Source organism: Campylobacter sp. S4:11, assembly GCF_024723695.1.
In the GTDB taxonomy this organism is placed as follows: Bacteria; Campylobacterota; Campylobacteria; order Campylobacterales; family Campylobacteraceae; genus Campylobacter_D; species Campylobacter_D jejuni_C.
Genome location: NZ_JANQDC010000008.1, coordinates 39,762 through 53,748, shown reverse-complemented (window position 1 = coordinate 53,748; position 13,987 = coordinate 39,762). Strand labels below are relative to the sequence as shown.

Genomic DNA, 13,987 nt, shown 5'->3' with positions numbered 1-13,987 from the left:
AAATATATGTTTATATTTGTTACTTTTTCACATAAAAAAATAAATTATAAATAAATATATGTTGATTTTCGTTGCATTTTTTGTATCATAAATACATATTAACTATTAAAGTGGAGGAAAAAATGATACAAAAAGCTTTGCAATTAGCTGAAGAATTACAAAGAAAGATAGAAAGTAATATCTCTCAAAGCGAAAAAGAATTTCATGCCAAAATGCAAAAACTTTTAAACAACCCTAAAAATAAAGTAATGTTGATCGAGCTTTTAGATCGCTCTTTTAGATGTAAAGATAAAAGTGCTAGTTTTGAGCTGATAGAATATACTTTAAACAAATATGGCATAGCAGATTTTTTTAGTGCTTTTGAAAAATTTTTACTTTTTTCATTTTTAAATTTTGGAAAATTTGCACCAACTCTTAGTGTGCCATTTTTCATTAAGCATTTAAGAGAAGATACTAAAGCTATGGTTTTAGATGCAAATCCTAGTGTTTTAGAGCCTCATATGCGTAAAAGAAAAGATGAAGATAAAATCACCTTAAATGTAAATTTAATTGGTGAAGAGGTTTTGGGTGAAGCTGAGAGTGCTTATAGGATGAAAAAATACGAAGAAGCATTAAAAACAAGCTATATTACTTATATTTCTATTAAAATTACTACCATTTTTTCCCAAATCAATATTATTGATTTTGAATACTCTAAAGATGAGGTGGTAAAAAGATTGGATAAATTATATGCTCTTGCTTTAGAGGAAGAAAAAAAGCAAGGTGTGTCTAAATTTATCAATCTTGACATGGAAGAATTTAGAGATTTAGAATTAACCGTTGAAGCTTTTATGGAGAGTGTTGCAAAATATGATATTAAAGCAGGTATTGTTTTGCAAGCTTATTTACCTGATTCTTATGAGTATTTGAAAAAACTTTTTGCTTTTTCAAAAGAAAGAGTTTTAAAAGGTATGAAGCCTATAAAAATTCGCTTTGTAAAAGGAGCGAATATGGAAAGTGAAGAAACTATAGCTTCACAAAGAGGTTGGGCTCTGCCTACTTTTTATAAAAAAATTGATACAGATAGTAACTATAAAAAAATGCTTGATTTTGTCTTAGAGGGAGATAATCATAAATATATTAATGTAGGTATTGCAAGCCATAACTTGTTTGAAATTGCTTATGCTTATACTAGAATTTCACAAGCTGGAGCTTTATCATCTTTTACTTTTGAAATGCTTGAGGGTATGAGTTTGCAATGTTCTTATGAGCTTTCTAAAATGCATGATCTTATACTTTATGCTCCAGTTTGTGATGAAGCACATTTTAATAATGCTATTGCATATTTAGTAAGAAGACTTGATGAAAATACTAGTGAAGATAATTTCATGAGATATTTTTTCAATCTTAAAGTTAATGATAAAAATTGGCAAATGCAAAAAGAATTATTTATAAAATCCTTAGAAGGCGTTGCTAGTTTGGATAATTCTACTCATAGAACTCAAGATAGAAACAATGAAACAAAGGCTATTAGTTCTTATGAGAGTAAAGAATTTAAAAACGAACCTGATACAGATTTTATCTTAAAAGCAAATAGAGAGTGGGCTAAAAATATAAGAACTAAATATGAAAATTTAGAAAATTATGATGTCTATCCGGTTGCAAAAGAGGAAATTAAAAACGAAAATTTACAAGTGGTAGAAGTTAAAGATAAAATCAAAAATCGCACTATAGGTAAAGCACATTTAGCAGGCCAAGCAGAGATTAAATACGCTTTAGATGTAGCTAAGAGCTCAAATTTTAGTGATTTAAGTCACGATGAAATTTATAAAATTTTAGCAAAAACTGCTCAACTTGTTAGAGATCGTAGAGGAGATTTAATAGGTATAGCAGCTTTAGAAGTAGGAAAAACTTTCTTAGAAATTGATCCTGAAGTTAGTGAGGCTATAGACTTTTTAGAATTTTACCCACATTCTTTGGAGAAACTAAAAGAGCAAAACCCTAATACTGCTTTTAAAGCAAAAGGCATAGGCGTGGTGATTGCGCCATGGAATTTCCCAGTGGGTATTTCAGTAGGAACCATAGCAGCACCTTTAGCTGCAGGCAATAGAGTGATATATAAGCCATCATCTTTATCAATGCTAACAGGTTATATGCTTTGTAAATGTTTTTGGGATGCAGGAATTCCTAAAGATGCTTTGATTTTTTTACCTGCTAAAGGTAGTGATATATCAAAATACTTGCTCGTTGATCAAAGTGTAAAATTTTCAGTATTAACCGGTGGGGAAGAAACTGCTTATGCAATGCTCAAAGCCAATCCAACTTTACTTTTAAGTGCTGAAACAGGTGGTAAAAACGCAACTATTGTTTCTAAATTTGCTGATCGTGATAGTGCGATTAAAAATATCATTCATTCAGCATTTTCAAATTCAGGTCAAAAATGCTCTGCTACTTCTTTACTTGTTTTAGAAGAGGAAGTTTATGAAGATGAAGAGTTCAAAAAGACTTTGGTAGATGCTGCTAGTTCTATGGCGGTTGGAAATCCTTTTGCATTTAAAAATAAACTTGGAGCTTTAGCAGATAAACCAGATGTGAAATTACAAAAAGCTTTAGATGAGCTAGCTCCGTATGAAAGTTGGGCTTTAAAACCTAAATTTGTAGATGATAATCCTTATCTTTTAACTCCAGGGATTAAGTATGGTACTAAAAAAGGTGATTTTACGCACATGAATGAGCTTTTTGCACCAATCTTAACTGTAATGAAAGCAAAAGATTTAAAAGAAGCTATTGATATAGTAAATTCAACAGGCTATGGACTTACAGCAGGATTTGAAAGTTTAGATGAGAGAGAATGGGAGTATTTTCACACTCACATAGAGGCAGGAAATATTTATATTAATAAACCAACAACAGGAGCTATAGTTCTTAGACAGCCTTTTGGTGGTATTAAAAAATCAGCCATTGGTTTTGGTAGAAAAGTTGGAATTTATAATTACATTACCCAATTTTTAGATATAGAGCAAAGTCAAGCTGATCAAAATGTTTTGGACAATGAGTTAGTATCAAATTTAAATGCTTTAAGCTTAGATTTAAATGAAAAAGATAAAGCCGATTTTGAAGTCATTAAAGCTATGGCAAGAAGCTATGCTTACCATGCAAAATATGAATTTGCAAGTGCGAAAGATTATGTCAATATAAGAGGTGAGGATAATCTTTTCTCCTATACAAAGGTTAAAAATATCGCTTATAGAGTGCATAAAGATGATAGTTTAAAAGATATTTTAGGAGTTATTTTAGCAGCTAGTGTATTAAATATTGATCTTGTTTTAAGTTATGATGAGCATGAAAAAATAGATCTTGTGCAAAAGATTAATCAAAAAATTAGTTCAAAAACTTTATTCCTTAAAGAAAGTAAAGAAAATTTCATTAGCAAAATAGCTGATTATGAGAGAATTCGTTATTTTGCTCCATTAGATGTTAATGATGAAATTTTCATAAAAGCAGCAAGTTGTGCAAAAATCATCGCTAATGCTAAGCCTTTAATAAATGGGCGTTTTGAGTTGCTTTTATATCACAATGAGAAAGCTTTAAGTATATCTTTCCATCGTTATGGAAATCTAGGCATTCGTGCTTTAAAATAATATAAAAAGGAGATAAAATGGAGGTTGTTCAAATTAATACTCAAATTGCGATAATGTTTGTCGCATATTCAGCATTAATGCTTTTTATCGGATTTTATTTTTATAAACAAAATAAAAATTCAGAGGACTATTTTTTAGGTGGGCGTTCTATGGGACCGGTGGTTTCTGCACTTAGTGCAGGAGCTTCTGATATGAGCGGTTGGCTTTTAATGGGTTTACCAGGAGCTTTATATGTAAGTGGTTTGGCTGAAAGTTATATTGCAATAGGTCTTAGTATAGGAGCATTTTTAAACTGGGCTTTTGTAGCAAAAAGACTTAGAATTTATACTAGTGTGATTGCAAATTCTATTACAATTCCTGATTATTTTGAAACAAGATTTGATGATGATAAGCATATATTAAGAGTGGTTTGTGCTATTGTTATTTTGATCTTCTTTACTTTTTATGTTTCTTCGGGGCTTGTAGGTGGGGCAAAACTTTTTGAAGCAACTTTTGGAATTCAATATGATTATGCACTTACTACAGGAACTGTGATTATAGTTGCTTATACATTTTTAGGTGGATATAAGGCAGTTTGTTGGACAGATTTAATTCAAGGTTTATTAATGATGAGCGCCTTGATTGTTGTGCCTATAGTGATGATTTATCATTTAGGTGGCTTTAGTGAAGCTGTTAATATAGTTAAAGAAATCAAGCCAAATACTTTTTCCATGGGAGAAGGGTTGAGCTTTTTGGGTATAGTTTCAGCACTTTCATGGGGACTTGGATATTTTGGTCAACCGCATATTTTGGTGCGTTTTATGTCTATAAGATCAACTAAAGATATCCCAACTGCTACTTTTGTAGGAATTTCTTGGATGGTTATATCTTTAATTGGTGCTTGTTTGATAGGTATTTTAGGTATAGCTTATGTGAGTAAATTTGAGCTTAGTTTGCAAGATCCTGAAAAGATTTTTATCGTAATGTCACAATTACTTTTTAATCCTTGGATAGCAGGCATTTTACTTAGTGCTATTTTAGCAGCTATCATGAGTACAGCAAGTTCACAATTACTTGTTTCAAGTTCAACCATAGCAGAAGATTTTTATAAAAGAATTTTTAATAAAGAAGCATCTAATAAAACAGTGATGACTTTGGGTAGATTTGGTGTTTTAGCAGTAGCTGTGATAGCTTTTATCATTTCTACTGATAAAAACTCAAGTGTATTAAGTATAGTAGCTTATGCTTGGGCAGGATTTGGAGCAAGTTTTGGTTCTGTAATGCTCTTTTCGTTATTTTGGTCAAAAATGACAAGATATGCTGCTATTGCAGGTATGATTACTGGTGCAGTTGTAGTTGTAGCATATAAAAATTTCTTGGCCGAGTGGCTTAATTTTCCTATTTATGAAATCATTCCGGGATTTTTAGCTGCTTCTGTTGTGATTGTTTTAGTGAGTTTGGTAACTAAAGTGCGCCCAGGAACTAAAGCAGCTTATGAAACAATGTTAAAACATCTTTAATATATATTCAAAAGCCTTTAAGGCTTTTGAATTAAAAATCTAAGTGTTGGGCCATCTTGATTTATTTCTAGAATTTCAAAACCACGATTTTTAGCATCTTGAGGTATAGAATTGATACTTTGCGGACAGTCGCATAAAATTTCTAAAACTTCACCTGATTTTAGTTCTTTTAAGGCATCAATAGTAGCTATAGCAGGGTATGGGCAAGCTTCACCTTCTAAATTTAAACTATAATGAATAATCATATTTTTCCTTTTTTATTTTGTTTGAAAAAGAATGATTTTTTAAACTTTAATATAAATAAAAATAAAATTGCAAATAAAGTTAAATTGATTACTAAGCCATTAAAATAACCAAATTCATTTAAAAGATGAATCTTTACTCCATCTGTTAAGAAATTTGGAAAATAATCGTAACTTAAAGCTAATATCATAGTACCAATAATATTTGCAATACCCACTATAATAAAATGACTTTGTCCTTCACAAGCTCGATACATCCAGCCACACTCGCATCCTCCGGCAAAAACTATCCCAAAGCCAAATAAAAAAGCACCCAAAGCAATATTTGGTGATATTTCTATTATTTTGCTAGTGTGTCCTTGTAAGATAAATGCAAAAGCTATTAAACAAGCTATAATCATACCTATTAAAGCACCTTTTATAGCATTATCTCTACCAAATAAAAATAAATCTCTAAAGCAAGAAGTGAAGCAAATTTGAGCTCTAGATATGATAAAACCAAAAACAAAGCCAAATATTAGCGCTAAGGGGAGAATACTTTCTTTGTTTTTAATATTTAAAGGTTGTTTTTGTATTATAAATCCAACATAAGCAATAAAAATTATAAATAAAATAAGTCCTATATAAAAATATATCTTTGCGGTTTTATTTTGTGTTTTTAATGGTTGGTTTTCTTTACAAACGCGTTGTAATTTGGCTTTTGGCTTAAAAAGTGCTAGGTTGCAAACTTTAACAGCTAAATAAATCCCTAAAATCATAAACAAAGTAAAAACCCAAGTATGTAAAGAAAAATAAGGCAAGCCTGTAAAAAAATTTGCTAGGTTGCAACCAAAGGCAAGTCTTGCACCAAATCCAGATAAAATTCCGCCTATAATAGCTTGAAAAATTCGAATTTTGCTAGCAGGTAAGCGCCATTTGAATTTATTTGCTAAAAACGCAGCACTTAAACACCCTATAAACATACCTATAAGCATAATACCATCAATTCTTGTTAAGGGAGTGCCACTTAAATTTTGCTTTTGATAATAAGAATAAGAGCTTAAATCCATGCCGAAAAATTCTAAAAGTTCTCCGCCCCAACGCGTCATTTCGCCAGTGACTGCCCAAACACTACCAAAAATTCCAAAATAAATAGCACTTAAAATTCCAAGCATGATCATGCCTTTGGAATTATCCCAAAAATTTATAAAAAAAGATTGTTTGAAAGAATGCATTGTTGTATCCAAAAATTGTGATTGTCAAAACTTGACACTAAAATAAAGTGTTATTATAGCTAAGAAATTTGATAAGAAAATAAAACAAAGTCTCCCATAACTTTAGATATTTAATTTTTATTTTAATTAAAAATATTAAGATATAATAATTATTAATCTAGCGATGGTTGTTAAATAGTTGGAGATTGGTTATGAAAGAATATATTGTATACCAAATTGATGCTTTTACTAGAGAAAAATTTTATGCAAATCCTGCTGGAGTCGTAGTAAATGCAGATGGTTTAAGTGATGATTTAATGCAAAAAATCGCAAGAGAACTTAATAATTCAGAAACAGCTTTTGTTTTTAAAAATCCAAATAATAATTTTTCACACGAGGTAAGATTTTTCACTCCAAGTACTGAAGTTCCTGTATGTTCGCATGCTACTATTGCAACGCATTATGCTTTAGCTTTAGAAAAAAATATTAGTCAAAATACTATTTTTGAACAAAAATGCAAGGCAGGCGTTTTTGATGTTGAAGTAAAAATAGAAGATGATAATTATTTTATGACTATGACTTATGACGAGATTGAATTTTTAAATAAATTAAATCAAAAAGAGATAGAAATTCTAACCAAAGCACTAGGTTTAAAAGAAGAGGATTTGATTAAGGAATTACCAATACAAGTAGTTTCTACAGGACATTCTAAAGTTTTAATAGCTATAAAAGATTATCATGTTTTAAATGCTTTAAAGCCTAATATGCAAGAGTTAGCAAAGCTTAGTGAATGTATAGACTGTAATGGATATTTTGTTTTTACTTTTGATACTAAAGAAGAAAATATTTTAACACAAGGAAGGATGTTTGCGCCAGCTATTGGTATAAATGAAGATCCAGTTACTGGAAATGCACATGCACCTTTAGCTCCCTTTTTGCACAAATATAAATTTTCAAACATAAAAGATACTTTTTCATTTTATGCTAAACAAGGAAAAGCTATAGGACGAGAAGGAAAGATTTTAGTAGAATTTTTCCCTAAAGAAAATAAAGTTAAAATTACAGGTGAGGCAGTTGTTGTTTTTAAAACAAAGTTGTTTATTTAATTTTTATTTCAATTAAAAATATTAAGATATAATATCTTTTTTGGAAGGTTAGCTTATCTGGTGATGGCCACTGACTTCAAATCAGATGAAAGAGTAGTTGACTACTTTTTGGGGAGTTCGATTCTCTCACCTTCTCGCCAAATTTAAGTCAAAATGGAGTTTTTTATGAGTAAAGCAGATATTGTCGTTGGTATCCAATGGGGTGATGAGGGTAAAGGTAAGATAGTTGATAAGCTATGTGAAAATTATAATTATGTTTGCAGGAGTGCAGGTGGACATAATGCAGGTCACACCATATGGGTTGATGGTATAAGATATGCTTTACATTTAATGCCATCAGGTGTTTTAAATAAGCAATGTATTAATGTCATAGGTAATGGAGTTGTAGTTAATCCTGATGTGCTAATTAGCGAAATGGCTCAATTTGAAAATTTAGAAGGAAGATTATTTATAAGTGATAGGGCTCATTTAAATTTAAATCATCATGCTTTGATTGATCAAGCAAGAGAAAGACTTAAAGGTGATAAAGCTATAGGAACAACAGGCAAAGGTATAGGGCCAAGTTATGAAGATAAAATAAGTCGTAATGGACATAGAGTAGGGGAATTACTAGAGCCTGAAAAACTTTGTGAAAATTTAATGAAAGATTTTGAACTTAAAAAAACTTATTTTGATATTTTAGGCATTACAATGCCTAGTTATGATGAAATTTTAAAAGATTTAAAACGCTTCAAAGAAGTGCTAGCGCCATATATTACAGATACTACAAGAATGCTTTGGAAGGCTTTAGATGAGGATAAAAAAGTATTATTAGAAGGCGCGCAAGGATCAATGCTTGATATTGATCATGGAACTTACCCTTATGTTACTAGTTCAACGACTATCTCAGCTGGAGCTTTAAGTGGTTTGGGGTTAAATCCAAAAGAAATTGGAAAAGTTATAGGTATAGTAAAAGCTTATACAACAAGAGTAGGAAATGGAGCTTTTCCAAGTGAAGATTTAGGTGAAGATGGTGAAAAAATAGGGCTTATTGGTAAAGAAATCGGTGTAAGTACAGGTAGAAAAAGAAGATGTGGTTGGTTTGATGCGGTTGCGGTAAGATATACCGCAAGATTAAATGGCTTAGATACTTTATCATTAATGAAACTTGATGTATTAGATGGTTTTGAAAGTGTTAAAATTTGTAAAGCTTATGAGTATAAGGGACAAGAAATAGATTATGTGCCTTGTGATTTAGAAAATGCTAAACCTATTTATGAAGTAATGGAAGGTTGGGATAAAGTTGCAGGGATTAGGGATTATGATTTGCTACCTGAAAATGCCAAAAAATACATTAAACGTTTGGAAGAATTAAGTGGTGTTAAAGTAGGCTATATCTCTACAAGCCCTGAAAGAGAAGATACTATCATTTTATGAAAAGCAAATATTCTTCTGTGATTAAGCTTAGAAAACAACAGCTTGATAAAGCAGAAGCAAATTTAACTAAAACAAGACAAAAGCTTTTGCAATGCGAGGAAGAGCTTAAAGAAGCCTCAAAAACTTGCGAAAGCTTAACTTTGGCCGAAAAGGGTTCGATAGCTTTGTTAAGATCGTCTTTAAAAATGCAAGAAATCGCAAGAGAGGGCAAGCAAAGAGTTAAACAAAAATTAGATTTAACCAAAAAAGAATTAGCACACCATCAGCATTTATATAAAAAAGCTCATTTGGAATTTGAAAAAATCAAAGTTTTAGAAAATGAAGAATTAAAAAAGATTCAAAAGGCTTTACAAAAAGAAGAGGAAAAATTTATAGACGAGCTTGCTATAACAAGACATTTTAATAAGGATAAATAATGAAAAAAATAATATTTTTATTAATTTTTTTAAATTTTGTAAATGCACAGCAAAATTGTGAGCAATATTTTGAAGCAAGAAAAGAGCAAATGCAAGAACAAATTAGAGAATATGATGAAGCAAAACAGAGCTTGGAAGCTTATAGAGCATCTTTTGAAGCTTTACAAAAAGAAAAAATGCAAGCTTTAATACAAAAAGAAGCTGATATTAATGCAAGTTTAGAACAAATTAAAAGCCTAAAAGAACAAAATGAGCGTATATTAGAAGCAACTAGGCAAAATCTTCAAGCGATTAATGATAAAACCATGGGGCGTATTACAGAAATCTATGCAAAAATGAAAGATGTGGCTGTTGCAGGTATATTAAGTGAAATGGAACCTGATGAAGCTTCAAAAATTCTACTTTCATTAGATCCTAGAAAAATTTCATCTATTATGGCAAAAATGGAACCTAAAAAAGCTTCGGATTTAACACTACTTTTGAAAAATTTAGATCAAAATGCAAGTTCGCAGTAAGTTTTAAGCAGTTTTTACCTTTTTTTTAGTATTATTTCAATAAAAATAAAAAGGTGAATAAATGCGTATCAAACCAGCTCACATACCTTATATAGCAAATAAAATAATACTTGATTTAATGCACTCTTCTTTTGTAAAAATTAAAGATGATAGTCAAAAGCTTTTAAAAATAGCAAAAGAAATTATAGAAATAGATGTTTTAAACGAGCGTAAACTTGATGAAAAAGCAAAAGAGCTTTTAGAAAGTCAAGAGGATGAAATAGAGTTTATGCAAATAGATAGAAAAAGTATGTTTTGGATGATTAAGAAAAAACTAGCAAGTGAATTTAAATTTATGCTTGATAGTGAAGATAGATATAATAACCTTTCTCATAAAATTTTAGAAAATTTAGTAGAAGAGGACTTGATAAATTATAATGTATCAGAAAATCGTGTGAAAAATTTGATTTTTTCAAGTATTATGTCTTATTTAAAAGAGTATGAAAATTTAGAAGATTTAGTCTATGAAAAAATTTCAAATTATAAAAGAAAACTTATCCCAGGTTCTGAAGAATATGAATTGGTATTTGAAAAGTTATATCAAGAAGAGCTTAGAAAAAAGGGACTTTTATGAAAGCATATATTTATATAGAAAATGATGTTTTTTTAAGCGCAAAAGCTTTTGGGGAAGGTGGAACTTTTTTTGGCGAACTTGTCTTTAATACTTCTTTGACAGGATATCAAGAAATTATTTCCGATCCTTCATATGCGGGTCAATTTGTAGTTTTTTCAATGCCAGAAATTGGTATAGTTGGTGTTAATGATGAAGACAATGAAAGTAAAGAAATTTTTGCTAGCGGTATGATTATAAGAGAATTAAATGAAGATTATTCTAATTTTAGAGCTAATAATTCTTTAAATGCTTATTTGAAAAACCATGGCAAAATAGGACTTTGTGAAATTGATACAAGATTTTTAGTTAAAATGATTAGAGATCAAGGCAATTTAAGAGCCGTTGTTTCTACTGAAATCAAAGACAAAGAAGAACTTAAGAAAATGCTTCTTTCTAGTGCTAAAATCGATGAGGTAAATTATGTAGCTCAAGTTAGCACTAAAAGCTCTTATAAGCATAGTAAAGGTGCTTGGGATCATAGCAAAAAAGCTTATGAGAACGTAAAAGCAAGTGGTAAAAAAGTAGCTGTGATTGATTATGGTGTAAAAGAAAATATTTTAAATGAACTTGTAAGTGTAGGACTTGAAGTAGAAGTTTTTCCTTATAATACAAAAGCAAAAGATTTGATTGATTTATATCAAAAAGGTGTAATTCATGGGGTATTTTTATCAAATGGACCAGGTGAGCCAAAAATTTTAAAAGATGAAATTGCAGAGATAAAAAAATTAGCAGAAGCAAAAATTCCTATGCTAGGTATTTGTTTAGGCCACCAACTTTTAAGTAATGCTTTTGGTTATGAAACTTATAAGATGAAATTTGGTCAACATGGTGCAAATCATCCAGTAATCAATCTTACAAATAATACAGTAGAAATTACAGCACAAAATCACAACTATAATGTTCCTGAAGAAATAGCAGAGGTTGCAACTATTACTCATAGAAATTTATTTGGTGATAATGTAGAGGGTGTAAGATATAAAAACTATCCTATTATATCAGTACAACACCATCCAGAAAGCTCATCAGGACCACATGAGAGCAAGTATATTTTTAAAGAATTTTTAGAGCTTTTGTGAATTTAGATTTCATTGCTTTAGTGAGTATAGCTTTTCTTTCTAGCTTTGGACATTGTTATGGAATGTGCGGAGGTTTTGTTTTAGCTTATACTCAGCTTTCAAAGCAAATAAAACTTCCTTTTTTTCTTTTAATCTTTTCTTATCATTTATCTAGAATTTTTGCTTATGTTTGTTTAGGCGTGTTTTTTGGATTTTTTGGAAATTTATTTTATTTTAGTGAATTTGCAAAAGGTATAATGCTTTTTGCTATTGGGATTTTTATGGTAGTTTTAGCTTTTGCTTTAATTTTTAAAGGAAAATTTTTAGCTTTTTTTGAAAGCTCTTTAATTTTTGATTGTGTCATTAAAAAAAATATTTCAAGATTAATTCAAAACAAGTCTTTAAAAAGTACTCTTTTTTTGGGATTTTTAAATGGTTTTGTGCCTTGTGGATTGGTGTATTTTTATATAGCCTTTGGTATGAGTGCGCAAAATGTCTATTTAGCGGCATTAATTATGCTTATTTTTGGACTTTCAACCTTACCTGCTTTGATATTTTTTGCTTATTTTTCTAAAACACTAAATGAAAAATTTCAAAAAATAGCTAGTTTGATTTCTTATATTTTAATCTTTTTTTACGGTATGTATTTTTCTTATACTGGTTTTATGCTCACGCGATAACATTATTATTTATTAATAAATAATAAATAATTAGACATAATTTAAGCTAAAAAAGATATTAAATATCATATAATATAAAGATTGCATATTTGCAGAAAAAAAATTAAGGAGAGGAAATGCACCCAGGAAATGCATTAAACTATGACTATACGGTTGCTAAATATTTTATGTTTGCTACCTTATTGTTTGGTGTTATTGGTATGGCTATTGGAACGCTTATTGCCTTTCAAATGGCTTATCCGGATTTAAACTATTTAGCCGGTGAGTATGGTACTTTTTCAAGACTTAGACCATTGCACACTTCAGGTGTAATTTTTGGTTTTATGCTCTCAGGAATTTGGGCTACTTGGTATTATATTGGTCAACGCGTGCTAAAAGTTAGTATGGCAGAATCAAGCTTTTTAATGTTTGTTGGTAAATTACATTTTTGGCTTTATATGATTACTATGATTATAGCTGTTATTACTTTGTTTGCAGGTGTTAGTACTTCAAAAGAATACGCAGAGCTTGAATGGCCACTTGATATATTGGTAGTTTTAGTTTGGGTTTTATGGGGTGTAAGCATTTTTGGACTTATTGGAATTCGCCGTGAAAAAACTTTATACGTTTCACTTTGGTATTATATAGCTACTTTTTTAGGTATAGCAATGCTTTATCTATTTAATAATATGGCTGTACCAACATACTTTGTAAGTGGAATGGGCGATTGGTGGCATAGTGTTTCTATGTATGCAGGAACAAATGATGCGTTAGTTCAATGGTGGTATGGACACAATGCTGTTGCATTTGTATTCACTGTTGGTATTATTGCTCAAATTTATTATTTCTTGCCAAAAGAAAGCGGTCAACCAATTTTCTCTTATAAATTATCTTTATTTGCATTTTGGGGCTTAATGTTTGTTTATCTATGGGCAGGTGGACACCACTTGATTTATTCTACTGTACCTGATTGGATGCAAACTATGGGTTCAGTTTTTTCAATTGTGCTTATTTTACCTTCTTGGGGTTCAGCAATTAATATCTTACTTACTATGAAAGGTGAGTGGAGTCAATTAAGAGAAAGCCCATTAATCAAATTTATGATTTTAGCTTCAACTTTCTATATGTTCTCAACTTTGGAAGGTCCTATTCTTTCTATTAAATCAGTTAATGCATTAGCGCACTTTACAGATTGGATTCCAGGACATGTTCATGATGGTACTTTAGGTTGGGTTGGCTTTATGACCATGGCTGCACTTTATCACATGGTACCTAGAATGTTTAAAAGAGAGTTATATAGCAAATCATTAATGGAAGCTCAATTTTGGATTCAAACCACAGGTATAGTATTGTACTTTAGTTCTATGTGGATAGCAGGTATTACTCAAGGTATGATGTGGAGAGCTACAGATGAGTATGGTAACTTACTTTATACTTTCATCGATACTGTTGAAGCTATTATTCCTTACTATTGGATTAGAGCTGTGGGTGGCTTGTTATACTTAGTAGGATTTTTCATGTTTATTTATAATATTTACAAATCAATCGCAGTGGGTAGAGTACTTGATAAAGAACCAAAAAGTGCTTCACCTATGGCAGCATAAGGAGGAAAAA

Annotated in this window: 12 protein-coding genes and 1 tRNA gene; 11 read left to right on the top strand and 2 right to left on the bottom strand. The window is 30.4% G+C overall.

Annotation, left to right across the window (positions count from 1 at the left end):
• Window positions 1-122 precede the first annotated feature (122 nt).
• Window positions 123-3,620 carry a bifunctional proline dehydrogenase/L-glutamate gamma-semialdehyde dehydrogenase gene (locus CAMP5053_RS04330; RefSeq protein ID WP_337217346.1) on the top strand — a complete coding sequence of 1,166 codons (3,498 nt, stop codon included), beginning with the start codon at window positions 123-125 and terminating at the stop codon, window positions 3,618-3,620.
• 17 nt (window positions 3,621-3,637) lie between these two features.
• Window positions 3,638-5,119: a sodium/proline symporter PutP gene (gene putP, locus CAMP5053_RS04325; RefSeq protein ID WP_039617615.1), complete on the top strand. Its 1,482-nt coding sequence runs from the start codon at window positions 3,638-3,640 to the stop codon at window positions 5,117-5,119.
• Window positions 5,120-5,136: 17 nt separating this feature from the next.
• Here the strand turns inward: putP and yedF are convergent, their stop codons facing one another.
• Together yedF and yedE are read right to left on the bottom strand one after the other, a co-directional pair.
• On the bottom strand, window positions 5,137-5,364 hold the full coding sequence (yedF, locus tag CAMP5053_RS04320; protein ID WP_012661107.1) for a sulfurtransferase-like selenium metabolism protein YedF: 228 nt from the start codon (window positions 5,362-5,364) through the stop codon (window positions 5,137-5,139).
• Window positions 5,361-6,575, bottom strand: coding sequence for a selenium metabolism membrane protein YedE/FdhT (yedE, locus tag CAMP5053_RS04315; RefSeq protein WP_337217345.1), 1,215 nt, complete (start codon window positions 6,573-6,575; stop codon window positions 5,361-5,363). Before yedE ends, yedF begins: the two co-directional genes overlap by 4 nt.
• Before the next feature lie 191 nt (window positions 6,576-6,766).
• Between yedE and CAMP5053_RS04310 the strand changes: the two genes are divergently transcribed.
• The 9 genes from CAMP5053_RS04310 to ccoN all read left to right on the top strand — a co-directional run bounded on the left by CAMP5053_RS04310 (window position 6,767) and on the right by ccoN (window position 13,977).
• Window positions 6,767-7,660: a PhzF family phenazine biosynthesis isomerase gene (locus tag CAMP5053_RS04310; protein WP_261529534.1), complete on the top strand. Its 894-nt coding sequence runs from the start codon at window positions 6,767-6,769 to the stop codon at window positions 7,658-7,660.
• A 42-nt stretch (window positions 7,661-7,702) separates the two neighbouring features.
• A tRNA-Sec gene (locus CAMP5053_RS04305) sits at window positions 7,703-7,800 on the top strand.
• Between the two features lie 25 nt (window positions 7,801-7,825).
• Entirely contained in the window at window positions 7,826-9,076 is a 1,251-nt protein-coding gene (locus CAMP5053_RS04300; RefSeq protein WP_261529532.1) for an adenylosuccinate synthase, read from the top strand.
• A complete protein-coding gene (locus CAMP5053_RS04295; protein WP_039617622.1) occupies window positions 9,073-9,492 on the top strand; it encodes a flagellar FliJ family protein in 420 nt (139 codons plus the stop codon). Before CAMP5053_RS04300 ends, CAMP5053_RS04295 begins: the two co-directional genes overlap by 4 nt.
• Window positions 9,492-10,007 (top strand): MotE family protein, encoded by a 516-nt coding sequence (locus CAMP5053_RS04290; protein WP_087689536.1) that lies wholly within the window; start codon window positions 9,492-9,494, stop codon window positions 10,005-10,007. The genes CAMP5053_RS04295 and CAMP5053_RS04290 overlap by 1 nt, the downstream gene beginning before the upstream one ends.
• A 61-nt stretch (window positions 10,008-10,068) precedes the next feature.
• The gene (locus tag CAMP5053_RS04285; RefSeq protein ID WP_087700408.1) at window positions 10,069-10,620 is read left to right on the top strand and encodes a DUF507 family protein; all 552 of its coding nucleotides are present in this window, start codon (window positions 10,069-10,071) and stop codon (window positions 10,618-10,620) included.
• Window positions 10,617-11,735, top strand: coding sequence for a glutamine-hydrolyzing carbamoyl-phosphate synthase small subunit (carA, locus tag CAMP5053_RS04280; RefSeq protein WP_087700410.1), 1,119 nt, complete (start codon window positions 10,617-10,619; stop codon window positions 11,733-11,735). The genes CAMP5053_RS04285 and carA overlap by 4 nt, the downstream gene beginning before the upstream one ends.
• Entirely contained in the window at window positions 11,732-12,394 is a 663-nt protein-coding gene (locus CAMP5053_RS04275; RefSeq protein WP_337217344.1) for a sulfite exporter TauE/SafE family protein, read from the top strand. Before carA ends, CAMP5053_RS04275 begins: the two co-directional genes overlap by 4 nt.
• Window positions 12,395-12,510: 116 nt before the next feature.
• Window positions 12,511-13,977, top strand: coding sequence for a cytochrome-c oxidase, cbb3-type subunit I (gene ccoN, locus CAMP5053_RS04270; RefSeq protein WP_337217343.1), 1,467 nt, complete (start codon window positions 12,511-12,513; stop codon window positions 13,975-13,977).
• The last annotated feature ends 10 nt before the right edge of the window (window positions 13,978-13,987 follow it).

What these genes read in the sequence shown, in the direction of transcription:
- CAMP5053_RS04330 (WP_337217346.1), top strand. Translation starts at nt 123, where the DNA reads ATGATACAAAAAGCTTTGCAATTAGCTGAAGAATTACAAAGAAAGATA.
- putP (WP_039617615.1), top strand. Translation starts at nt 3,638, where the DNA reads ATGGAGGTTGTTCAAATTAATACTCAAATTGCGATAATGTTTGTCGCA.
- yedF (WP_012661107.1), bottom strand. Translation starts at nt 5,364, where the DNA reads ATGATTATTCATTATAGTTTAAATTTAGAAGGTGAAGCTTGCCCATAC.
- yedE (WP_337217345.1), bottom strand. Translation starts at nt 6,575, where the DNA reads ATGCATTCTTTCAAACAATCTTTTTTTATAAATTTTTGGGATAATTCC.
- CAMP5053_RS04310 (WP_261529534.1), top strand. Translation starts at nt 6,767, where the DNA reads ATGAAAGAATATATTGTATACCAAATTGATGCTTTTACTAGAGAAAAA.
- CAMP5053_RS04300 (WP_261529532.1), top strand. Translation starts at nt 7,826, where the DNA reads ATGAGTAAAGCAGATATTGTCGTTGGTATCCAATGGGGTGATGAGGGT.
- CAMP5053_RS04295 (WP_039617622.1), top strand. Translation starts at nt 9,073, where the DNA reads ATGAAAAGCAAATATTCTTCTGTGATTAAGCTTAGAAAACAACAGCTT.
- CAMP5053_RS04290 (WP_087689536.1), top strand. Translation starts at nt 9,492, where the DNA reads ATGAAAAAAATAATATTTTTATTAATTTTTTTAAATTTTGTAAATGCA.
- CAMP5053_RS04285 (WP_087700408.1), top strand. Translation starts at nt 10,069, where the DNA reads ATGCGTATCAAACCAGCTCACATACCTTATATAGCAAATAAAATAATA.
- carA (WP_087700410.1), top strand. Translation starts at nt 10,617, where the DNA reads ATGAAAGCATATATTTATATAGAAAATGATGTTTTTTTAAGCGCAAAA.
- ccoN (WP_337217343.1), top strand. Translation starts at nt 12,511, where the DNA reads ATGCACCCAGGAAATGCATTAAACTATGACTATACGGTTGCTAAATAT.